20 protein-coding genes, 1 tRNA gene and 1 pseudogene are annotated in these 21,582 nt (G+C 33.7%); 13 read left to right on the forward strand and 9 right to left on the reverse strand.

Features of this window, described 5'->3' with window-relative positions; genetic code table 11:
• Window positions 1-17: 17 nt before the first annotated feature.
• Together rpsG and rpsL are read right to left on the reverse strand one after the other, a co-directional pair.
• On the reverse strand, window positions 18-494 hold the full coding sequence (gene rpsG, locus JR053_RS01910) for a 30S ribosomal protein S7 (protein WP_006014699.1): 477 nt from the start codon (window positions 492-494) through the stop codon (window positions 18-20).
• A 5-nt stretch (window positions 495-499) separates the two neighbouring features.
• Window positions 500-874, reverse strand: coding sequence for a 30S ribosomal protein S12 (gene rpsL, locus JR053_RS01915; RefSeq protein ID WP_010406837.1), 375 nt, complete (start codon window positions 872-874; stop codon window positions 500-502).
• 433 nt (window positions 875-1,307) lie between these two features.
• On the opposite strand from rpsL, the gene prmC reads away from it, so the two are divergent.
• Together prmC and JR053_RS01925 are read left to right on the forward strand one after the other, a co-directional pair.
• On the forward strand, window positions 1,308-2,159 hold the full coding sequence (gene prmC / locus JR053_RS01920) for a peptide chain release factor N(5)-glutamine methyltransferase (RefSeq protein ID WP_139686898.1): 852 nt from the start codon (window positions 1,308-1,310) through the stop codon (window positions 2,157-2,159).
• A gap of 81 nt (window positions 2,160-2,240) precedes the next feature.
• Window positions 2,241-2,664: pseudogene (locus JR053_RS01925) on the forward strand (transposase); the annotation flags it as partial.
• A 211-nt stretch (window positions 2,665-2,875) separates the two neighbouring features.
• Here the strand turns inward: JR053_RS01925 and JR053_RS01930 are convergent.
• The gene (locus tag JR053_RS01930) at window positions 2,876-3,475 is read right to left on the reverse strand and encodes a BON domain-containing protein (RefSeq protein ID WP_010406846.1); all 600 of its coding nucleotides are present in this window, start codon (window positions 3,473-3,475) and stop codon (window positions 2,876-2,878) included.
• A 256-nt stretch (window positions 3,476-3,731) separates the two neighbouring features.
• On the opposite strand from JR053_RS01930, the gene JR053_RS01935 reads away from it, so the two are divergent.
• The 5 genes from JR053_RS01935 (at window position 3,732) to lon (ending at window position 9,699) form a co-directional block, all read left to right on the forward strand.
• Window positions 3,732-3,813 (forward strand) — tRNA-Leu (locus tag JR053_RS01935).
• 155 nt (window positions 3,814-3,968) lie between these two features.
• A complete protein-coding gene (gene tig, locus JR053_RS01940) occupies window positions 3,969-5,312 on the forward strand; it encodes a trigger factor (RefSeq protein WP_010406848.1) in 1,344 nt (447 codons plus the stop codon).
• 11 nt (window positions 5,313-5,323) lie between these two features.
• The gene (clpP, locus tag JR053_RS01945; RefSeq protein WP_029237688.1) at window positions 5,324-5,950 is read left to right on the forward strand and encodes an ATP-dependent Clp endopeptidase proteolytic subunit ClpP; all 627 of its coding nucleotides are present in this window, start codon (window positions 5,324-5,326) and stop codon (window positions 5,948-5,950) included.
• The gene (gene clpX / locus JR053_RS01950) at window positions 5,950-7,227 is read left to right on the forward strand and encodes an ATP-dependent Clp protease ATP-binding subunit ClpX (protein ID WP_010406852.1); all 1,278 of its coding nucleotides are present in this window, start codon (window positions 5,950-5,952) and stop codon (window positions 7,225-7,227) included. The genes clpP and clpX overlap by 1 nt, the downstream gene beginning before the upstream one ends.
• A 15-nt stretch (window positions 7,228-7,242) precedes the next feature.
• Entirely contained in the window at window positions 7,243-9,699 is a 2,457-nt protein-coding gene (gene lon, locus JR053_RS01955; protein WP_010406854.1) for an endopeptidase La, read from the forward strand.
• Between the two features lie 99 nt (window positions 9,700-9,798).
• On the opposite strand, the gene JR053_RS01960 is transcribed toward lon, so the two are convergent.
• Both JR053_RS01960 and JR053_RS01965 read right to left on the reverse strand, forming a co-directional pair.
• Window positions 9,799-11,355: a penicillin-binding transpeptidase domain-containing protein gene (locus tag JR053_RS01960; RefSeq protein WP_010406855.1), complete on the reverse strand. Its 1,557-nt coding sequence runs from the start codon at window positions 11,353-11,355 to the stop codon at window positions 9,799-9,801.
• On the reverse strand, window positions 11,310-12,146 hold the full coding sequence (locus tag JR053_RS01965; RefSeq protein ID WP_010406857.1) for a polysaccharide deacetylase family protein: 837 nt from the start codon (window positions 12,144-12,146) through the stop codon (window positions 11,310-11,312). The genes JR053_RS01960 and JR053_RS01965 overlap by 46 nt, the downstream gene beginning before the upstream one ends.
• Before the next feature lie 120 nt (window positions 12,147-12,266).
• Here JR053_RS01965 and JR053_RS01970 point away from each other — a divergent pair, with 120 nt between their 5' ends.
• The 6 genes from JR053_RS01970 (at window position 12,267) to JR053_RS01995 (ending at window position 17,835) form a co-directional block, all read left to right on the forward strand.
• On the forward strand, window positions 12,267-13,778 hold the full coding sequence (locus JR053_RS01970; RefSeq protein ID WP_010406860.1) for a YifB family Mg chelatase-like AAA ATPase: 1,512 nt from the start codon (window positions 12,267-12,269) through the stop codon (window positions 13,776-13,778).
• A gap of 77 nt (window positions 13,779-13,855) precedes the next feature.
• Window positions 13,856-14,377, forward strand: coding sequence for a hypothetical protein (locus JR053_RS01975; protein WP_010406862.1), 522 nt, complete (start codon window positions 13,856-13,858; stop codon window positions 14,375-14,377).
• Between the two features lie 234 nt (window positions 14,378-14,611).
• Window positions 14,612-15,796: a cell division protein FtsZ gene (gene ftsZ / locus JR053_RS01980; protein ID WP_010406864.1), complete on the forward strand. Its 1,185-nt coding sequence runs from the start codon at window positions 14,612-14,614 to the stop codon at window positions 15,794-15,796.
• Window positions 15,796-16,194, forward strand: a complete 399-nt coding sequence (locus tag JR053_RS01985) for an EVE domain-containing protein (protein WP_010406865.1) — start codon at window positions 15,796-15,798, stop codon at window positions 16,192-16,194. Before ftsZ ends, JR053_RS01985 begins: the two co-directional genes overlap by 1 nt.
• A gap of 339 nt (window positions 16,195-16,533) precedes the next feature.
• Complete coding sequence (ybeY, locus tag JR053_RS01990) at window positions 16,534-16,992, forward strand: rRNA maturation RNase YbeY (protein ID WP_010406869.1); 459 nt, start codon at window positions 16,534-16,536, stop codon at window positions 16,990-16,992.
• A gap of 54 nt (window positions 16,993-17,046) precedes the next feature.
• Window positions 17,047-17,835 (forward strand): succinate dehydrogenase iron-sulfur subunit, encoded by a 789-nt coding sequence (locus JR053_RS01995; RefSeq protein ID WP_211908529.1) that lies wholly within the window; start codon window positions 17,047-17,049, stop codon window positions 17,833-17,835.
• 3 nt (window positions 17,836-17,838) lie between these two features.
• Here the strand turns inward: JR053_RS01995 and JR053_RS02000 are convergent, their stop codons facing one another.
• Genes JR053_RS02000 through JR053_RS02015 form a run of 4 tightly spaced genes read right to left on the reverse strand, consistent with a single transcriptional unit; the run spans window position 17,839 to window position 21,271 of the window.
• Window positions 17,839-18,975, reverse strand: a complete 1,137-nt coding sequence (locus JR053_RS02000; RefSeq protein ID WP_010406874.1) for a hypothetical protein — start codon at window positions 18,973-18,975, stop codon at window positions 17,839-17,841.
• A 35-nt stretch (window positions 18,976-19,010) separates the two neighbouring features.
• Entirely contained in the window at window positions 19,011-19,802 is a 792-nt protein-coding gene (locus JR053_RS02005; RefSeq protein WP_416603368.1) for a GNAT family N-acetyltransferase, read from the reverse strand.
• Window positions 19,792-20,274, reverse strand: coding sequence for a phosphatidylglycerophosphatase A family protein (locus JR053_RS02010; RefSeq protein WP_029237689.1), 483 nt, complete (start codon window positions 20,272-20,274; stop codon window positions 19,792-19,794). Before JR053_RS02010 ends, JR053_RS02005 begins: the two co-directional genes overlap by 11 nt.
• A 19-nt stretch (window positions 20,275-20,293) precedes the next feature.
• Entirely contained in the window at window positions 20,294-21,271 is a 978-nt protein-coding gene (locus tag JR053_RS02015; RefSeq protein WP_010406880.1) for an NAD(P)H-dependent glycerol-3-phosphate dehydrogenase, read from the reverse strand.
• Window positions 21,272-21,582 lie beyond the last annotated feature (311 nt).

Raw genomic sequence — 21,582 nt, forward strand, 5'->3', positions numbered from 1 at the left:
CAATCAATCAGCTAATATTAAAAACGAAGATGAGAAAATGCCTTATTAGCTTCAGCCATTTTATACTTTTCTTCACACATCTTAAATGCACCACCACATTTATTATAAGCATCTAATATTTCAGACTGCAAACAATAAACAGTAGTTCTACCGCTCTTTTTTCGAGCAGCAGAAGTTGCTCTAGCAATCCACCTTAATGCCAAAGAAATTGCTCTATCTTGACGAATTTCAACAGGGACTTGATAAGTTGCACCACCAATACGCCGAGAGCGTACTTCTATAGAAGGGGTAACATTTTCTACTGCTGTTTCAAAAATTGATAAGGCATCTTTGCCTATTTTCTTTTCAGCTAAGGACAAAGCACTATAAGCAATCTTTTCTGCAATAGATTTTTTACCACATTTCATAATTATATTAATAAAACGCATAAGCAAGACACTACCATAACGAGAGTCAGGGCTTGTTCTTTTTTTTGCTTTATTACGACGTGCCATAAATTTTAACCAGATTTCTTTACACCATATTTTGAACGAGCTTTCTTTCGATTTTGCACACCACGTAGATCAAGAGCACCTCTTATTATGTGATAACGTACACCCGGCAAATCCTTAACTCGCCCACCACGTATTAAAACAACAGAATGCTCTTGTAAATTATGACCTTCGCCAGGTATATAAGCCGTCACTTCACCGTATCCACTAATCTTTACTCTAGCTACCTTACGTAGTGCTGAATTAGGCTTTCTAGGAGTTGTAGTATATACCTTAGTGCAAACACCCCTTCTTTGAGGATTGCATTTTCCCAAAGCTGGCACCTTCTTCTTGCGAGTTAACCCTGATCTACCTTTACATATTAATTGATTTATCGTAGGCATATACTGTAAACTTAAAACTCTAAAAATAACTAAGTCTTAGTTATAAAATAATAAACCTCAATAGTCAATATAAAAATAAACATTACTACTCTAATAATCTCAGCCTAATTGCTTTGAAAGCTACTGATAATTATATGCTAAAGCGCATATTGGTTTTAATATTAAGAAATTATCACTTGCTGTGGTCTAATTAATATAGATATGGAACAAGTAATATACTGTGATGGCTATCAAAGAATATGCAGAAAATAATGCTTATAATAGAGCCAAGAGCTTCTAACATTAATGCAAAAATACCAACCGAATTACCAGTAAAGCCGGATGATTTTTACAATCCTACTCTTGACACTTAGATTTAATGCAGCTACCCTAAGTTCAAAATTCTATACTCAATTTTGCTGTTCTTGCATACAAGGAACACGTTTTTAGAATAATGAAAACAATCAGCGCTTTAATTAAAGAAGGGTCAAAGCTACTATCATCACATAGAATTGAATCACCACATTTGGATTGTGAAATCATCATGCAGTACGTACTTGGAGTAGAAAGATCATTCACAATCATGAATCACATCAATCAGGTACCAAGAAACAAAGAACTTCTATTCTGGAAATTAACAAAAAAAAGAGCAGAAAGATATCCAATATCGCAAATAATAGGTAATCGTGAATTCTGGAGTAAAAATTTTATAGTTAACCAACATGTTCTAGATCCAAGACCAGATAGTGAGACAGTAATTTCAACAGTGTTAAAATATTACCAAAATAAGAAGCAAAAAATAAAAATTGCAGATTTTGGCACAGGCACAGGCTGTTTGTTGATCTCCGTACTTAGTGAGTATGAATATGCTATTGGAGTTGGTTTTGAAAAAAGCCTGGAAGCATACAAAATTACCTGCCAGAACACAAAGAAACATAATCTTCTCAACAGAGCTAAAATATTTCCAAATTCGTGGACAGAATGCAGAGATTTATTTGATCTCATAATAAGCAATCCTCCATATATTAAAAGAAGTAAGTTAAAAGATCTGCAAGCTGAAGTGCAAAAAGAGCCAAGAATTGCTCTTGATGGCGGTATCGATGGATTGAGCTGTTACCTGAGTATTTTTCCAATATTGAAAAAGTGCCTTAAAAAAGATGGGTTTGCGATATTGGAAATAGGCGAAGATCAAAGCAATATTGACAAAATAATACCCTTATATGGACTGGCTTTTCAGGAATACGTATACGACTTGGCTGGAATGAAAAGATGCATTGTTGTAAAGCAAGATAAAGAACATGACTAGTAGAACGCTAGCTTTCTAAGAACCTGTTCATAATCTCAAGAAAGGCATAAAGTAAGAAATAGAGTGTATAAATTAGGATATATGAGGAGTGTATACCCAAGTGACATAAGTCGAGAGAAGTTTGAGATTATTTCACCAGATCTGGAGTCTTGTGGAAAAAACAAAACCAAGAAAACTTGATTTGTATGATATATTTTGCGAAGTGTTGTACGCCCTAAAAAGTGGTTATCAGTGGAGGATGCTACCAAAAGAGTTTCCAAAATGGCGCAATTGTTATGATTATTTCAAAAATGGAGTGAAAAAGTAAAAGGAAATAAAAAAAAGTATTTTGGAGTGCATGTTAAAAAAAATAGTTAGTGTGGTCCGACAAAACAATGTTTGGAAAGAAAAAATCAGCTTTTGCATAATTGACACTCAGAGTGTAAAGAACGCAGACACTGATGAAGAAAAAGGCTATGACGCTGGTAAAAAAATCTCAGGAATAAAACGCCATATCGCACGAGATATAGATGTTTGCTATTTATTCTTAAGCTTGGGAGTGTTAAATAGCATTTTACTTTTTTTAGTATGTAGAGATTTTCTAGGAATTATTCTATTGAATTCTATGATATTATTTTTTGTAACATTGTTATACATACCATAAGAGTGAACTGACGAAATTTGTAAAGGAGTTTTATGACTTAGCTACATGGTACTAACACTCAAGTAAATTTTCATCAATGACGCAATTTGCTATGTCTATATCTCACATAGCTTACAACTTGCTTTACTCCTTTTACTTTTCTTGCAATTGCTATTACAGCTTTTAATTCCGCCTTATTTTGAGCTATACCCATCAAATAAACGACTCTATCAACTGTATTAACGCTATAATTAATTGATTTAATATTTCTTTTTCCCAGAAGCCTCGTGCTTATCTCTGCTGTTATCATACCATCTACAGTAACATCTAGCATAGAAGCCATTTTAATTGGTGTGACTCTTATTTCATTTATCACTTCTTTAATCTCTTTTTGCTGCCAAGCTATTTTCTCTGCTGTGAGTTGCTTTTCATGATTATCAACATTTCCAATGAGTAATACTCTTCCTTCACTCACTTTAACTTTTATAGATGAGAACAGTCCGTGTTTTAAGAGTCCCTTATTGATTCTTATTACTATAGTTGTATCATCAATAATGTTTCCCAAGGATTTATCTTGCATTGTTATTGCTGTAGCCGCTGCAGTTGCTGTTACCACTATACCACTCACAAGAGTCGTACAGCCACTCTGTGTAATCAGAAAAATTGCGAGTAAGAAGCTTGCTATTAATCTCATTATTAATTTCCAGAGTTTAGAGCTTTAATTAAAGAATATTAATAAGCTTTTTTTATTGTGTAAATACTATAAATTGAATAAGCCTTGAATATTTCTAAGACAGTACTTATCTCAATAATGTTAGTTAAAGTAATTCAGGCTTAGATTCATAGTGGAGTTAACCAGTATTATAAGTTCAGTCTGTGGTACTAAAATCTAATCTTTAAATTGCATAAGATGACAGAAGTGGTTATCTATAAGTTAATGAAGGGTTCTTGCGGATATGGCGAAATTGGTAGACGTGCCAGGTTTAGGTCCTGGTGAGCTTGCTCGTGGGGGTTCAAGTCCCTCTATCCGCACTTAAAGTCATGTAACTCAGGTTTTAAGAGAAAATTTATAATCACTAAGTACACTTTTGTTTGTATAAGAACCTGTTCTTAAGGATTGTATTTAACTTAAATTCTGGTAAAATGGCTTTATTAAAACATAAATAAAATATTGATAACAGGTTGTAATGTCTAGTAATATAACTCAAAATGCAGTCGAAGCAGATACATTAAGTAATATATATACCTATAAGGAACTTAGTGTAGATAAACTAAAGTATGAGTATGAAATCACAGTTAGTAGTGATTATATAGAACAAAAGATAAACTCTAGATTACAAGAAATAGCGAAGGATGCAAAATTGCCTGGATTTAGATCCGGAAAGATGCCTTACGATCTTGTTGTTACAAATTATAAAAACGAAGCTTTGGAATATGTGATAAAAGATACGATTGACTATTGCTCAAGTGATTTAATGAAAAAAATCGAAGTTAAGTCTCACATCCATCCTAAGGTTGATATTATGTCATTACCAAACCTGGATAAAAAGGATGAAAAAGGCGACTTTCTGTACAAATTATCTTTTGAATCGATGCCAAAAGTGCCAGTAATAGATCTTGATAAAATAAATTTGAAGAAAGTTAAGGCAAAAATCAAAGAGGGAGACATAAAAGAATTTATTGATTCTATAAAAACAAAATTTCCTAACTTTGTCTCTGTTGATGATGCTTCTTATCAAGCAAAAAACGAGGATAAACTGATAATTGACTTTGAAGGGCGAATTAGAAATAAGCTCTTTCAAGGTGGAAGTGGCAAAAATTTTACTGTTAATTTAGGATCTGGAACATTTATAAATGGTTTTGAAGATCAATTAATTGGCATGAAAAAAGGGGAAACAAAAAGCTTTAAGTTGAGATTTCCTGAAGATTACCAGGTAATTTCCCTTGCGGGGCAGGAGGCTGCTTTTTCTGTTCGAGTTAATGATATTCAGATTGCCGAAGATTTGCAAAGTGATAATGAAATAGCTAGGAGAATTGGTTTTGAAGATCATTCTTCGCTAATAAATCATGTAAAAGAAGTAATTGATAATCAGTGTAAAGAAATGGGAGATCTCTTAATTAAGAAAGAGCTATTTGATTGTTTGGATGCTAGTTATAGTTTTGATTTGCCTATAGAAGTAGTAAAACAGGAACAGCAGAGAGTGGAAAGAGAGTTGAATGCTAAAGATGATTCTTGTAAAGAAGCTGAAAAACGTGTAAAGCTTGCAATGCTATTTATGGAGTTCAGTAAAGAACATGAAATATCATTAACTCAAAGTGATATTATGAATGTTATTGTAAATCAATATGTCAGTAAAGATGTATCATTTGACAGAGTATTTAAACATTTTAAATCAGACGGACAATTTCAGGAATTAGTTAGAGGGCAAGCGCTTGAGTATAAAGTGACAGATTATATGATAGAAAAAGCTAGTAAAGAAGAACAGATTGTTTCTGTGAAAGAATTAAAGGAATTATTTGATAATATTTGATAGGAAAAGGTATGACTCTTATACCAATTGTAGTTGAACAAACTAGTCGCGGTGAGCGGGCTTATGACATATATTCAAGGCTAGTAAAAGAAAGAATAATTTTCGTAACTGGCCCTATTGAAGACAACATGGCCAGCGTAATAGTAGCACAGCTTTTATTTTTAGAATCGGAAAATCCTGATAAAGACATTCATATGTATATTAATTCGCCAGGCGGTGTTGTAACTGCTGGTTTATCAATCTACGATACAATGCAGTACATAAGTCCAAACGTTTCAACTTTATGTATAGGTCAAGCTGCATCTATGGGTTCTTTGTTGCTTGCAGCTGGTGCGAAAGGTAAGCGCCACTCTCTACCTCATTCAAGAATTATGATACATCAACCATCTGGTGGTTATCAAGGTCAAGCAACTGATATAGAAATACATGCTAAGGAAATTTTGCGAATTAAGAAAAAGCTAAATCAAATTTATGAAAAACATACTGGGCATTCACTCAAGAAGATTGAAGGAATGATGGAAAGAGATAAATTTTTGGATCCTATAGAAGCAATGAAACTTGGCTTGATTGATAAAGTAATAGCTGAGCGTAAAGATATGAAGATTGAAAATATTAAAGTTAAACAAAAGGTAGTTTAATGGATAACAATAATGATTTACACTACTGTTCTTTTTGTAACAAGGCACAAAACGAAGTAGATAAATTGATTACTAACTCTTCAGATGGTTTAAAGGTGTTCATTTGTAATGAATGCATAGAGTTATCCCATAAAGCAATAAGTCAAAAGAAAGAGAGAGCTTTTAATTCAGATCATATATCTGATATGAAGCTATTACTAAAGAAACCTGAAGATATAAAAAATTTTCTTAGTAAGCATGTTGTAGGTCAGGAACATGCGCAACACGTTTTATCTGTGGCTATGTATAACCATTGTCAATCCATGGTGCAACTTCATTCTATAAGTGATATTGAAATTGAGAAGTCAAATATAATGCTTATTGGCCCTACTGGTTCTGGTAAGACTTTGCTAGCAAAAACACTTGCTAAAGTTTCAGATGTGCCATTTGCTATGGCCGATGCGACAACTTTGACTGAGGCAGGTTATGTAGGTGATGATGTAGAAAGCGTGTTGTCACGTCTATTACAAGCTGCAAATTATGATGTTGCAAAGGCACAGCATGGTATAGTGTTTATCGATGAAATAGACAAGATCACAAGAAAGTCTGAAAGCGCTTCAATAACCCGTGATGTTTCAGGTGAAGGGGTCCAACAAGCTCTACTAAAAATCATGGAAGGTACGGTTGCTTATGTTCCTCCACAAGGAGGGCGAAAACACCCGCAACAAGAGTTTATACAAGTAGACACTAGTAACATACTATTTATTTGTGGAGGAGCTTTTGAAGGCCTAAATAAAATTATTGAGGCAAGAAAAAAGGGAACATCAGTTGGCTTTGGAGCAGATATAAGTCAGTCTAAAGCACAAAAGAAAAAAAATGCTTTACGCGATGCTCAACCTGAGGACTTAATCAAATTCGGTTTGATACCCGAATTTGTAGGACGGGTTCCAATAACTGCTGTTCTAGATGAGCTGGATCACGAGGATTTAATACATGTGTTGACAGAGCCAAGAAATGCGCTAGTAAAACAATATAAAGCATTGCTTGCATTTAGTAAAGTAAACCTTGAGTTTTCAGATGAAGCAATATCAGCTATTGCTAAAAAAGCTATAAGCTATAAAACAGGTGCAAGGATGTTACGTGCTATCTTAGAGTCACTTTTGCTTGATGTTATGTATATATCCGGCAACGGAGGTTTTGAAGGTAGCACTATAACGGTTACTAAGAAAATGGTAGAATTAGGCAAAGCGACGATTAATCATAATAATAAGGGTAGTGTTATAACGGTTAATGATTAATTTGAGGCATATATTATGAGTATTGGACGTGCTGTAAACTTTAATTCTACTGTATTACCAGTATTACCTCTAAGAGATGTAGTAATTTTTCCAAATATAATGTTGCCTTTATTCGTAGGTAGAGAAAAATCTGTTCATGCACTAGAGTATGCAATAAGTAGCAGTAGTCACCAAAACGAGATTTTTCTCATAGCACAAAAAGATGGTTCTATTGATAATCCAGAGCCAGAGAATCTTTATGAAGTAGGCGTGTTAGCAAACATTATACAACCATTAATAAAACTGCCTGACAATGCAGTAAAAGTCATGATTCATGGGGTAAGAAGGGGAAGAGTTATAGAATATATTAGCTCTCACACTTTGTTACAGGCCAGAGTAGCGTTAGATGGTCATTATGAGTATGGAGAAAATGAAGATAATATTGATTTAGAAGCTTTAAGGCGTTCTGTTATAGATGCATTCGACAATTGGTGTAAACTAAGCAAGAAAAGTCGACCCGAGATTATTATTGACCCCATTGATCAAGTTAAAGAGGTTAATCAAATTGTAGATATGATAGCTTCGCACTTAAATATAAAGGTATCAGATAAGCAAAACATACTTGAAGTTTATAACCCAAAAGAGCGTTTAAAAAAAGTTTTTGCTCTTATTGAGAGAGAAATAAGTATTTTGAGTGCACAAAACCGCTTGTATAAGACAATTAAATCACAGGTTGAAAGTACTCAAAAAGTTTACTACCTTAATGAGCAATTAAAAGCTATACAGAAAGAATTAGGTGAGTTTGAAAATGGAGATGAAGGGAATATACTCAATGAATTTGAAAAAAAGATAAATGAAACAAAGCTTTCTGAGGAAGCAAAAAAGAAAGCCATAACTGACTTAAAGAGATATAAGAAAATGAATCCCATTTCTCCTGAAGCAACAGTTATATCTAGTTACTTGCATTGGTTGCTTGATTTGCCATGGGGAAAGTACAAAGATGCAAAAATTAACTTAAATGCGGCTAAAAAAATCTTAGATGAAAATCATTATGGCATAGAGAAAGTAAAAGATAGAATAATAGAATTTTTAGCAGTATTAAAGAGAGTAAAAGAGATAAAGGGTCCTATACTTTGCTTAGTTGGACCACCTGGTGTTGGTAAAACTTCTTTAGCTAAGTCTATGGCAAAAGCAGTAGGAAGAGATTTTGTTCGCATATCTCTTGGTGGTATACGTGATGAGTCTGAAATACGAGGACACAGAAAAACTTATATTGGCTCAATGCCTGGTAAAATCATTCAACACATGAAAAAAGCTAATTCATGCAACCCGCTTTTTCTGCTTGATGAAATAGATAAGATGGGTTCTGATTCGCGTGGTGATCCTGCATCTGCATTACTTGAGGTTTTGGATACTGAGCACAATAAACACTTTACGGATCATTACTTGGAAGTTGAATTTGATCTTTCAAGTGTAATGTTTGTAGCTACGGCAAACAGCTTAAATTTGCCACATCCTTTGCGTGATAGGATGGAAATTATACAATTATCTGGATATAGCGAAGATGAGAAGATCAGTATTGCTACGCATCACCTTATTCCAAAATTAAAAAAAGAGCATGGTTTGCATCAGAAGGAGTGGAAAATAACTAATGAAGCATTATACGAGTTGATACGTTTATATACACGTGAGAGCGGCGTGCGAAGCATGGAAAGGGAACTTGCAAAGCTCATGAGAAAAACAGTTAAAGCAATATTAACTGATAAAAATAAGAAAATATCCGTAGAGGTTGGTAATTTACAAGATTACCTAGGGGTACGTAAGTATACCTTTGGCATTGCAGAAAATGAGAGTTTGGTAGGGGTAGTAACTGGTCTCGCCTATACTGAAACAGGTGGTGATATTTTAATGATAGAGTCAGTCCTAATTCCGGGCAAGGGGGAAATAAAATACACAGGAAAGCTTGGAGAGGTTATGCAAGAGTCTATAAAAGCTGCGTATAGTTATGTGCGATCAAATTGTTTATTTTTCGGTATAAAACCCGAAAAATTTCAAAATAATGATATACATTTGCATGTACCTGAGGGTGCTGTGCCAAAAGATGGTCCCTCTGCTGGCAGTGCAGTATGTACATCTATTGTTTCTCTTATGACAAATATACCAGTTAACAAAAGTGTTGCTATGACAGGTGAAGTAACATTGCGTGGTAGAGTGTTGGCTATTGGGGGTTTGAGAGAAAAATTGCTTGCTGCGCTAAGAGGATCAATCAAAACTGTGATTATACCAAGTGAAAATGAGAAAGATATGCAAGAGATTCCTGCAAATATAAAAGAAGAAATCAATGTAATTTTTGCTGAGAATATTGATGAAGTTATAAAAGTTGCTTTGATGCACCCTATTACTTCAATTGATGATAATAACGAAATTAGTGTGTCTAGCTCCATAGAAAATAAGGATAATACCTTCCCTTCATCAGAAACATTAAAGCACTAAATTGAAAAGGTTTATGCAATTTTCGTTTCTTTTTTTTAACCTCAAAGCTCTGATTTGAATATATAAATTACAAGTAACATATATGGCAATTTCATAAGTTCATTTTTCAAGCATATATTGCAATATCTCACTAGCAATTGCAACATCTTGGCGTGGAGTTTTACCATGTTCTATAAACACTGAGATTGCATAGCACGGATCATGGTAGGGGCCATAAGCGATAAACAATTTATGACTTTCACCTTTAGAGTTTATCTCTGGTGTACCGGTTTTGCCAGCAATTTGTATACTGCCTAGTCCTTTTCTATAGTTAGAATTCACCACGTCAAACATAGCTTTTCGAACCACACTAAGATGCTCATGATTCACATCAATATCAAGAAAGTCTTGCCCTGATTTACTCATCTCAATGTGGGGAATTACCTCCTTTCCTGTTGCAACCCTCGCTGCAAGAACCGCAAGCTGTAATGGCGTTGTAAGTAAATACCCTTGTCCTATAACTAAGTTAATGGTATCACCTAAATACCACTCTGAATATAGCTTGCGTGCACGCCAATTCATGTCAGGCAACAATCCCGGAGCTTCTTCCTTAAACATTCCAATTAATGGTCCACTTCCTATACCAAATTTGCTAGCCATTTCTAGTAGAGAATCTACATTTATTTTTTTTCCTATATTATAAAAGTAAGTGTTGCATGAGAAGGCCATTGCCTCGTTTAAAGATACATATCCATGGACTTTGCTTTTTAGGCAACGAAATTTTCGTTCACCTATTTTCATATAGCCCCTACACGAGAACTTTTCTTCTGGTGTTATTATTCCATCTTTTAAACCCGCAAGCGCATCTATTATTTTAAATATTGAACCAGGTGGAATTTGATATGATAATGCACGGTTTACAAGCGGTAACGAAGGAATATTTAAACTTTCCCAAGTTTCATTTGATAATCTGCTAGTGAAAAGATTATTATCGTAAGAAGGTGAGTTATACAATGCTAAAATTTCTCCGTTATTTACATCAATTACCACTGTGGAACCTTGGTGGTCTTTAAATATCTCTGCGATTTTTTTCTGTAAATCAACATCAATTGTCAGCTGTACATCTTGTCCGTCTTGTTGAGGTATGCTAGACAACTCTCTCATGATACGCTTCTTAGAATTTATTTCCTGCTCAGACTTGCCTGTCCTGCCTTTTAATATATCATCATATGTATATTCAATGCCACTAACCCCTGCTTCGTTTATGCCTTGCTGTCTTTTCGTGTATCCGATTATATGAGAACATATCGAACCAAATGGGTAGTAACGTTTATAAAGAGCAGTTATTCTTCTTTCTGATGATTTTATCGCATCAGGTTTAATTTCCGATAACATCTGCAAGTCAACTTCCCTAGTAAAGTTTTTTTGCCCATCAAACAAAACAATATACGAAATTTTGTTTACTGCGAGTTCAACGCTATTCCTATCCAAAATCCTGCCTCGTTTAGGCACAATAGTAACAACTTTTATCCTATTATTATTGGATAGCACTTCATATTTTTGTCTATCTCGTACTTGTAAAGTATACAACCTATAACTAAAAATAGCAGAAATAGTAAGCTGAATACCACCTAATATGAATGACCTACGGTTGAAGACCTTGTTTTTTGTCCACATAGAATTCCTTTAGAACGCACTCCTTCTCCTTTTATTGGCATATTTCTAGCTTTCACCACATCACAAATCCTCTTTTCCCAATCACTTAAGGTAACAAGCTCATAACCCGATTTTTTTAGTATTTCAATAATCTGAGGTAAAGCTTCAACTGTATTTGATTTGTTATCGTGATCATGGAACAATATAATCGCTCCATTATGTACATTGCTTAAAACTCTTTCAACCAAAATCTCTGATTTATCACCTTGCCAATCCAGAGAATCGACTGTCCATAATATGGAATACATATTTAATCGATTAGTATTTTCGATCAAATTATCGTTATGACATCCATATGGTGGGCGAAACCATTTTACATTCTGTTCTGTTGCATTTTTAATTGCCACATTTGTCTTTTCCAGTTCTTGCAATTGCTCCTCACTTGAAAGTGATGTCAACTTCCTATGCGACCAAGAATGATTACCTAATTCATGACCTGCTTGATGGATCTTTTCTACTATTTTAGATGTTTTTTTATTTATGCGTTCACCAAGCAAAAAAAATGTCGCTTTTGTTTTATTGCTCTCCAGAATATTAATAATATCTCCCGATCTATTATAAGATGGACCATCATCAAACGTAAGCGCAACGAACTTATCGTTGTTATTCAATAATTTCTTTATATTACTTAAATTTTTATATGATAGATCCAAATCACAATTGAGCCCACGATACGGTAAGTTAAAGTTACAATCACTACAGAAAACTGCGCTTGAATATAGCAAAAGAAAAGCGATTATTCTTATAAACATATATAATCAGCAAAGTGATAGAGTACTACACTTTTTTGCTAAATTAAACCACTTTTAACAGCTACTGTTTACTTCGTTACTTTGTCAATATATTATATTAATAACTTTATATAATATAGTATGATTGCAAATATAAATACCGTTGCACTTCAGGGAACCAGCACAGTAAATGTTAATGCACAAATTCACATGGCAAATGGTATTCCAGCTTTTAATATTGTTGGACTGCCGGATAAAACTGTTGCAGAATCCAGAGAGCGTATCAGAGCAGCGTTAAATTCAATCAATCTTCTGTTACCTCCAAAAAGAATCACAGTTAATCTTTCCCCTGCGGATTTGCTTAAAGAAGGTAGTCATTATGACTTAGCTATTGCTGTTGGATTACTTGTTGTAATGAATGTGATACCAGTTGAAAAAGTTCAGTCTTATATAATTATGGGCGAGCTTGCACTAGACAGCAGAGTCATACCAATCTCAGGAGTACTTCCAACAGCAATCAATGCAAAACAGGCAAATAAAGGAGTAATTTGCCCAAGGGGAAATGGAGTAGAAGCTTCATGGGTAAAGAATGTTTCTATTCTAGCTATAGAGAAATTAACCGATATTATCAGACATTTTAAGGGTGAGCAGTTAATTCAGCCGGTAACTTTTAACTATAGCGCTGCACCCAAAGAAAAAAATTCAGTTCCAGATATAAAGGATATTAAAGGTCAAGTTGTTGCAAAAAGAGCAGCTGAAATTGCAGCAGCAGGTGGACACAATATGCTTCTTGTTGGACCTCCTGGTACTGGAAAGTCAATGCTTGCTAAGCGATTTATAGGGCTATTACCCGATTTGACTGAACAAGAGATGATTGATGTTAATATCATCTCTAGCATAACAAAAGCCGGTAACGAAACATTTAAAGTAACTCGTCCCTTTCGTGAACCTCATCACTCATGCTCGATGTCAGCGATGACAGGGGGAGGGAAAAATGCAAAGCCTGGGGAAATCACCATGGCTCACAATGGTGTGTTATTTCTTGATGAGCTACCTGAATTTCCAAGGCTTGTACTTGATTCTCTACGTCAACCACTTGAAGATAGAAAAGTTACTATTGCACGTGCAAATGCTCACATTACTTATCCAGCTAATTTTCAACTTATAGCTGCAATGAATCTCTGCAGGTGCGGTTATTTAGGTGATGCAAGTAGATCGTGCAACAAAGCTCCAAAGTGTGGCACAGATTACAAAAACAAAATATCAGGACCATTGCTTGATAGAATAGACATATGCATTGAAATGCCAAACGTTAGCATACTTTCTCCTGAAATCTCTGTGGAGGGAGAAAGTACCGAGGTTATAAGAGGAAGGGTGATAGCAGCGAGAAAAATTCAAACTGAGCGTTATAGTAAATTTAATATTCGTTGCAATGCAGAAGTCAGTGGTGAAGCATTAAATAAATTCACTGAACCAGATCAGGAAGGGTTAGAATTGCTAAAATACGTACTGAAAGAAAATTACATTTCCAATCGAGGCTATACACGTGTATTAAGAGTCGCAAGAACCATTGCAGATCTTGCGAAAAGTGAGGAAATAAAAAGAGCACACATCGCAGAAGCGCTGAATTACAGAATAAGAATATATAAATAAGTTAATTGACTTGACAGACAACTTTTTTTTGCCATATACTATCATTAGTGAAATTTTAATATTTTTGGAGTAGAATTATGAATAAAATTGAAGCAATAAAAGATAAATATAGAGATGAAGGACTTTTGTCAGCAGCTAAAGAAGTTCCTGTGCAAGGTTGGGACCTTGTAAAAGAAAATTATAAAACAACTGTTACTTTTGCAGCAATTGCACTAGTAACTTCACTTACAGCTGCTTATTTTTTAAGTCCAGCTTATGCAACCTTTGTTGGTACAGTTGGAACAAAAGCTGAAACACTTGTTAATCCTGCGATTACTGCAATGTCTAAATTTGCATTTGCTCATCCACTTGTTGCTAGTTTGGTAGTTCTTGCTGCAGTAGCAGCTTTAATAACTGCACCTGTGTATGTATATATGAACAGTAGTAAGGCGGGTCAAATTGAGAAAGTAAAGCAAGGTATACGTAATGCTTGTGAAAAAGAAGGTAATAACTCTAAATTTGATGGTAGTGAGCTGAAATTTAGTAATGATGAAAATGTCCGTACAATATTCTTTGATACTGTTGTCTCAGCAGTTGGGGGAGCAAAAAGCATTCTCTAAGTAACTTTGACAAAGCAAAGGGATAGGCTTCTATCCCTTTTTCACAATTTTTTTTTGCATTCTAAGTAGTGCTGTTTGAAAGCCTGCAATTATTATACCTACTGATTAACAATGTTAAGAATAAGTAAATCTTGTTTACTGTTTGCGTATGTCAAAATGAAAAATGTTTGCATATTGTTAAAAAAGCAGTAACTTGTTATCAAGTGAATTCACTAATATTTGAGTAAAATTTAAATGTCAATCGACCTTAGTTTACCAGAGCTACCTGTATTACACCCAAGGATTACCGTTGTGGGAGTGGGTGGTGCTGGCGGAAATGCTGTAAACAACATGATCCAATCCAATTTGCAAGGGGTAAATTTTGTCGTAGCAAATACCGATGCTCAAGCGTTAGAGAAGTCATTGTGTGATAAAAAAATTCAACTTGGTATCAACTTAACTAAGGGTCTTGGTGCTGGTGCTTTACCTGATGTTGGTAAAGGTGCAGCAGAAGAATCAATTGATGAAATTATGGAGCATATAAAAGATAGCCATATGCTCTTTATCACAGCAGGGATGGGTGGTGGTACTGGAACAGGTGCTGCACCGGTAATTGCAAAAGCAGCCAGAGAAGCAAGAGCGGTAGTTAAAGATAAAGGAGCAAAAGAAAAAAAGATACTGACTGTTGGAGTTGTAACTAAGCCGTTCGGTTTTGAAGGTGTGCGACGTATGCGCATTGCAGAGCTTGGACTTGAAGAGTTGCAAAAATACGTAGATACACTTATTGTCATTCCCAATCAAAATTTATTTAGAATTGCTAACGAGAAAACTACATTTGCTGACGCATTTCAACTCGCCGATAATGTTCTGCATATTGGCATAAGAGGAGTAACTGATTTGATGATCATGCCAGGACTGATTAATCTTGATTTTGCTGATATAGAAACAGTAATGAGTGAGATGGGTAAAGCAATGATTGGTACTGGAGAGGCAGAAGGAGAAGATAGGGCAATTAGTGCTGCAGAGGCTGCGATATCTAATCCATTGCTTGATAATGTATCAATGAAAGGTGCGCAAGGAATATTGATTAATATTACTGGTGGTGGAGATATGACTCTATTTGAAGTTGATGCTGCAGCCAATAGAGTGCGTGAAGAAGTGGATGAAAATGCAAATATAATATTTGGTGCCACTTTTGATCAGGCGATGGAGGGAAGAGTTAGAGTTTCTGTTCTTGCAACTGGCATTGATAGCTGTAACAACAATTCATCTGTTAATCAAAACAAGATCCCAGCAGAGGAAAAAAATTTTAAATGGCCTTATAATCAAATTCCAATATTAGAAACAAAAGAATATGCTTCAACTGAGCAAACAAACGAAAGAGTTAAGTGGGGTAGCAATGTTTATGATATACCAGCTTATTTAAGAAGAAAAAAATAATGCAATTTTGGCTACTCAAGTCAGAGCCAAGCGAATACTCGTGGCAAAAAATGGGAAAGGAGCAGGTGACGCAGTGGAATGGTGTATGCAATTATCAAGCTCAAAATTACATGAGAGCTATGAAATTAGGCGATCTTGCATTTTTTTATCATACAGGTAAAGAGAGAGTTATACTTGGAATAGTTGAAGTATTAAAGGAGTATTATCATGTTTATAATTCCAAATTTGGACTAGTGAATGTAAAACTTTTGAAACCTTTAAGTAACCAAGTGACGTTAAACAGTATAAAACAAAACCCACTTTTGAAAAATATGGTTATATTAAAACAATCACGTTTATCAGTTTCTCCGGTTTTAGAGGCTGAATGGAATGAAATAATAAGGATGAGTGATGTGTAATACCTGTTGCCAAACAATATTACCTCAGCACACAACATACAGCTGTATGAGTGTTTGTTTCGAAGTAGCAAATTTTTCATCAAACACAAAGCAGTGCTTGACACTGGAATCCAGCTGTAATGCAACCACATTAAAAATGTTGTGTTTTAATATAGCTTTTATATTCACTCACCTAATGTCTAATCAGAATTCCTGGATCCCAATGTCGGAGCACTGGGATGACATACTTCTAGTGTACAATATTCGTATAGTTGTGTGTATGATACGATGGTCTATAATTCTTCTTTTTTGGGTTCCAATGTCAAGTGATGGGATAATGTCCTTTCTGGTGCTTTATTCATGTTAGAAGTAAATATTCTTGATAAGAGGTGGCATAGTATTACGAAGGACCCACAGAGTTTTGTATTAAATATTATTAACGCTTCTCTAAAAGAATTAAAAATAGATCATTATAAACCAAATATATCAATAGCTCTCGCTGATGATAACTTGCTACATCAACTTAATCTTAAGTTTAGAGAAATAGATAAGCCAACTAATGTACTATCATTTCCATGCGAACAGTTATCTAGTGAATGTGATCTAGGAGACATAGCAATTGCAGTAGATACAATAGAAAGAGAGTCTCATGAGTACTGTATATCTATCCTCACTCACACTGCACACATGTTAGTTCATGGATTGCTGCATTTACTTGGCTATGATCATCAAAAAGAAGATGAAGAAATTATAATGAAAAGTTTAGAGAGCAAGATTTTAGCTTTGTTTGAATTTGAAAAGGAAAAGTATGGTAGATAATACCAAAATATGTTATTTACAAAAAAGGGTTTTTAGCTGTAAAAGGTAAGCAATATGGTTCAGTTTTCTTTACCAAAAAATTCTAAAGTTAATAAAAAGGGCAAGGTTTATCCTACTCCTACTGGAGCAAAAAATATTAGAAGATTTCAAATTTATCGTTGGTCTGCTGATGATGATAAAAATCCAAGAATAGACACATTTTTTATCGATATGGATAATTGTGGCCCTATGGTACTTGATGTATTAATAAAAATAAAGGATGAAATAGATTCAACCTTAACTTTTAGACGCTCTTGCAGAGAAGGAATATGCGGATCTTGTGCAATGAATATTGATGGTACCAACACTCTTGCATGCACTAAATCTATACATGATATAAAAGGTGAAGTAAAAATATATCCACTACCTCATATGTATATAGTAAAGGATCTAGTTCCAGATCTAAGCCAATTTTATGAGCAATACAAATCGATTAAACCTTGGTTACAAACAGATAAATCTGCCTTACAAAATAAAGAATACTTTCAATCTCCTGAAGATAGAAAAAAATTGGATGGTCTGTCTGATTGTATACTATGTGCTTGCTGTTCGACTGGTTGCCCAAGCTATTGGTGGAATGGTGATAAATTTTTAGGGCCAGCGGTATTACTGCAAGCTTATAGATGGATTGCTGACAGTCGTGATAATAAGAAAGAAGAAAGACTTGCTTCTTTAAACGACCCATTTAAGTTGTATCGTTGTCATACAATAATGAATTGTACAAAAACCTGCCCGAAAGGGCTTAACCCAGCAAAAGCGATAGCGAAAGTAAAACAGCTTATGGTAGAGAGAGAAGGAATTTGAGTGTTATTTCTGGCACTCTTCGTAAGAAAATAGTAGACCCTCTGAAGCATAGGGTATTGTTAATACTCTAAACGTTCTTCCATTCATGAAATGTATTGTTTCACCATATGATTCCAGTAATCTTTTAAACAACTCATGTCTTTGATTATTAATAGTTTGAAAATCCTTTTTTCCTAAAAGCTTTTTAGATTCAAATAGGTGAAGCATAATCTCGTGATAAGTTGGATAAGACTCCAAAAATTTTGGATCAAACTGAAAAGTTTTTATAAAAGCATTATTATAAAATTTTAGCTTTTGATTCTTACTATATATCGCTACAGCAATCGATAGCTTCTCAAGCAAACTTTCTTGTGCAGCTAAACAATTGCTTAGCTCAGTATGTAATTTTTTTTCATCACTAATATCTTTTCCATACATTACTATGCTATTAGAATTTTGCACTGGAATTTCAACAAAATTAAAAACCTTAGGTTCGTTCTTGTAAGTTATTACACACTCTCCTGGTTTTACGTTATAGGAGCCACTTGCAACAGTAAATTTTTTAGAGCTGCCTATATATTTATCATAAAATAAGTTATAAAACCTTACTTTTTTATTCTTATTGTACTTCAGTATTGGAAATGGTAAAGAGTCAAAAATTTTTTTATAGTTCTCCAATTCTCGCATAAGCTTACTATTTTCTAACTCAAGTTCATTAGCTTTTATCTTATAATCGGAGATATTCCTTATCCATAACAACACACCAATCACATTATTAGAATAATCTATTATGCTTTTACCATAACATGTGCAATAAACCTCACTGTCTTTTGACTTTAAATCTAGAGTAAAAGATTTATTTATTTCCTTTGCCTCAGCAAAACTTTTAATTAAGCTTTCTGATTGCTCAAAAAAATTTACAAATTCATTAAATGAATAAAAAACAGTATTAAGCAAAATTAGTAAATTGGGAGAAAATTTTTCTATACGTTTTTTTGCGTCCCAAATATAAAATCCATCATTCACAGTATCTATTAAATTATTTATGATAACATTTTGATGTTGTAAGTCCTTAATTTTATTACTAATTTTTAATTTAGAATATGAGAAAAAGAAGAATACTAGAATTAGTAGTAAAACTATTTCATACAAAAAAAACATAGCATTCTAAAACAAATATAAAAATTTGTAACCTCTCAGCAAAGAGATTGTACTGAAGAGGTATATAAGTGAAGATTGCCCAATACCCTAAAGCCTAATCTCTTATAAAGGTTTACAGAAGGTTTCATGCAATGTGCTACTATGTATTTGCACTCAAATTGCCTAGCTATCTTTATTCTTTCTAGAACCATTTGAGTTCCTATTCCACGACCCCTGTAAATTGGTAAAACTCCATCGCTATAAAAACCAGCTATGCTGTCTTGAATATAAAGACCGCATGTTCCAACAATTTCGTTATTTAGCATTACAAGAAAAAATCTTAACCTTGAGCTCTTATCATCATAATTCGATAATTGGCGAAAAAATGTGCTAACAATACTAATTCTATGATAAAAAATTTTAGAAGTGTGTAAATCTAATTGCTCTAAGAGCTCACTACTATTTACAACATTGAACTTCAAATTTGGAACAGCATCATCAGGCAAAAAATAATCTTTTATATTGAGTAAAACTTTTTTTGGTGTGCTAACGTGTTTTATTTCGCATTTTTCTAAAATACCCCCTATTTTTATACTTGGACTTATTATCCATGTTGCTTCTATATTTCGTGCTTTGAGATAATCTAGAGTTCTGCATATGGAAAGCTCAGTACATTGATCTTCACAAAACACAAAATTAAATAACGATTCTCTGGTACCATTTACTGTAAATATAACATTATCAAATTCGTCATGTATTTCCCACTTGGACAAATTCGTTGCATAAAGTATATAATCCTTTAGGTTCTGAATAATTAAGCTTGAATAACAAATTTTTTTATTCTGCATAAACCAACAATAAACAATAAAAGGCTCCTATAAAAACAAAGGCTAAAATTGCAGCTACAACATCATCTAGCATAATACCTAAAGGACCTTTTGTATTTTTATCAATCAAATTTATAGGCCACACTTTTATTATATCAAAAAACCTAAAGGAGAAAAAGCACACCAACAATACAGAGCTATTCATTTCTTGTTCTAATAATATTGAAACTAGAAGTACTGTCAGCAATTGACCAACTACTTCATCAATTACTACCTCTTTTGGATCATGCGGAGCTTTGTAATGTTGTATATAATTGCCTGTAGACCATAATCCAACTAAGAATAAAAAAAAAATAATTGCTGTACCTAAAATTCTGTCATTGAGTAATATAGGAACAATTGGGTAAGCAGCCAAGCTGCCTATAGTACCTGGCATGTGTTTTACCGTGCCAGATAGCCACCATGTTGATATTAATTTATATAAAAATTTCACAATATACCGAAATATAAAACTAATTTACAAGAACAGAAATAGTATCTTCTATAGAAGTATTTTCATATAGCAATCTATAGATCGCTTCACATATGGGCATTTTTATCTTTAGCTTTTCTGCTAAATCAAATGCAGACTTAGCAGTGTTAAAACCTTCAATTACCGACTTACCTTCTGATAAAATCTGCTGAGCACTAGAACCATTACTATTAGCTACTTTAGATCCAAAAGATAGATTTCTTGAATTTAATGATGTGCATGTCACAACCAAATCGCCTAAGCATGCTGGTCCAAGTAGTGTATTTATATCTACATTGCCGTCACCAACTTTTGCTGAGTATAAAGCCTTAATTTCACTCATACTTTTCGTAATTAATGCTGCATGAGCATTAAACCCAAACCTACCTAGAACAACCCCACATGCTATAGCAAAAACATTCTTTAACGCTGCACAAACTTGTATTCCTATAACATCGCTACTAAGGTACAATTTAATATTTCCTTGCTGTAGCTCTGATACTAATTTTGAACCTAATACTTCATTTTGACATGCAAGAACCATCGAATATGGTAATTTTCTTGCAACTTCTATAGCAAAGCTAGGACCAGAAAAAACAGCAAGAGGATTATTAGGTAAAACTTCATTGACTACTTCACTAGGTAATTTTAATGTAGATTTTTCTATTCCCTTACAAGCCAAAATTATTGCTACATTTTTTTTTAGGTTACAATCATTCAATTGATGACATATCTCCCTTAGAGACTGAGTGGGAACAGCTAGAATTATTACTGAAGCATTAACTGCATCTTCAATAGCTAATTTTACTGATACATTATCAGAAATTGGACAATCAGGTAGCTTGTCACTTTCTCTTTTCTCTTTAATTGATTCAAATATGGCCTTATTGCGAGTCCACAAAATTACATTTTTCTTACTACTTAATGAAATCGCAATTGCTGTACCCCATGCGCCAGCACCTAAAACTGATATTACCACTCAATATTCCTGAAAGTATTACTTATAATTTAAAACTGTAGAATAAGTAAATTAAAAATATAACATAAAAGTATAAAATAGTTTAAATATCTATTAACCTAAGTATTCTTTTAATAAAAATAGCTTCTATTCAATATTTACTAAAAATAGTATTATTATAGTATATCTATTGTATTTTAGATCTATTTGTATAATTTTGGAACGACACATTAACTATTAATTAATAAGTGTAATTTCTATTATTCATTAATAAAAATTTGATTTGTTACTTTCCTTGGTTATATATATTACTAAAATTATAAATTATTTAT

Origin of the sequence: Wolbachia endosymbiont of Nasonia vitripennis, from assembly GCF_048054115.1 — a bacterium.
In the GTDB taxonomy this organism is placed as follows: Bacteria; Pseudomonadota; Alphaproteobacteria; order Rickettsiales; family Anaplasmataceae; genus Wolbachia.

Bases quoted from the DNA above. Each gene is read 5' to 3' on its own strand.
- ybeY (WP_010406869.1), top strand. From the start codon at position 16,534: ATGTTAGAAGTAAATATTCTTGATAAGAGGTGGCATAGTATTACGAAG.
- JR053_RS01985 (WP_010406865.1), top strand. From the start codon at position 15,796: ATGCAATTTTGGCTACTCAAGTCAGAGCCAAGCGAATACTCGTGGCAA.
- JR053_RS01975 (WP_010406862.1), top strand. From the start codon at position 13,856: ATGAATAAAATTGAAGCAATAAAAGATAAATATAGAGATGAAGGACTT.
- rpsG (WP_006014699.1), bottom strand. From the start codon at position 494: ATGGCACGTCGTAATAAAGCAAAAAAAAGAACAAGCCCTGACTCTCGT.
- JR053_RS01960 (WP_010406855.1), bottom strand. From the start codon at position 11,355: ATGTGGACAAAAAACAAGGTCTTCAACCGTAGGTCATTCATATTAGGT.
- rpsL (WP_010406837.1), bottom strand. From the start codon at position 874: ATGCCTACGATAAATCAATTAATATGTAAAGGTAGATCAGGGTTAACT.
- clpX (WP_010406852.1), top strand. From the start codon at position 5,950: ATGGATAACAATAATGATTTACACTACTGTTCTTTTTGTAACAAGGCA.
- prmC (WP_139686898.1), top strand. From the start codon at position 1,308: ATGAAAACAATCAGCGCTTTAATTAAAGAAGGGTCAAAGCTACTATCA.
- JR053_RS01995 (WP_211908529.1), top strand. From the start codon at position 17,047: ATGGTTCAGTTTTCTTTACCAAAAAATTCTAAAGTTAATAAAAAGGGC.
- clpP (WP_029237688.1), top strand. From the start codon at position 5,324: ATGACTCTTATACCAATTGTAGTTGAACAAACTAGTCGCGGTGAGCGG.
- lon (WP_010406854.1), top strand. From the start codon at position 7,243: ATGAGTATTGGACGTGCTGTAAACTTTAATTCTACTGTATTACCAGTA.
- JR053_RS01930 (WP_010406846.1), bottom strand. From the start codon at position 3,475: ATGAGATTAATAGCAAGCTTCTTACTCGCAATTTTTCTGATTACACAG.
- ftsZ (WP_010406864.1), top strand. From the start codon at position 14,612: ATGTCAATCGACCTTAGTTTACCAGAGCTACCTGTATTACACCCAAGG.
- JR053_RS01965 (WP_010406857.1), bottom strand. From the start codon at position 12,146: ATGTTTATAAGAATAATCGCTTTTCTTTTGCTATATTCAAGCGCAGTT.
- JR053_RS01970 (WP_010406860.1), top strand. From the start codon at position 12,267: ATGATTGCAAATATAAATACCGTTGCACTTCAGGGAACCAGCACAGTA.
- tig (WP_010406848.1), top strand. From the start codon at position 3,969: ATGTCTAGTAATATAACTCAAAATGCAGTCGAAGCAGATACATTAAGT.
- JR053_RS02005 (WP_416603368.1), bottom strand. From the start codon at position 19,802: ATGCAGAATAAAAAAATTTGTTATTCAAGCTTAATTATTCAGAACCTA.
- JR053_RS02000 (WP_010406874.1), bottom strand. From the start codon at position 18,975: ATGTTTTTTTTGTATGAAATAGTTTTACTACTAATTCTAGTATTCTTC.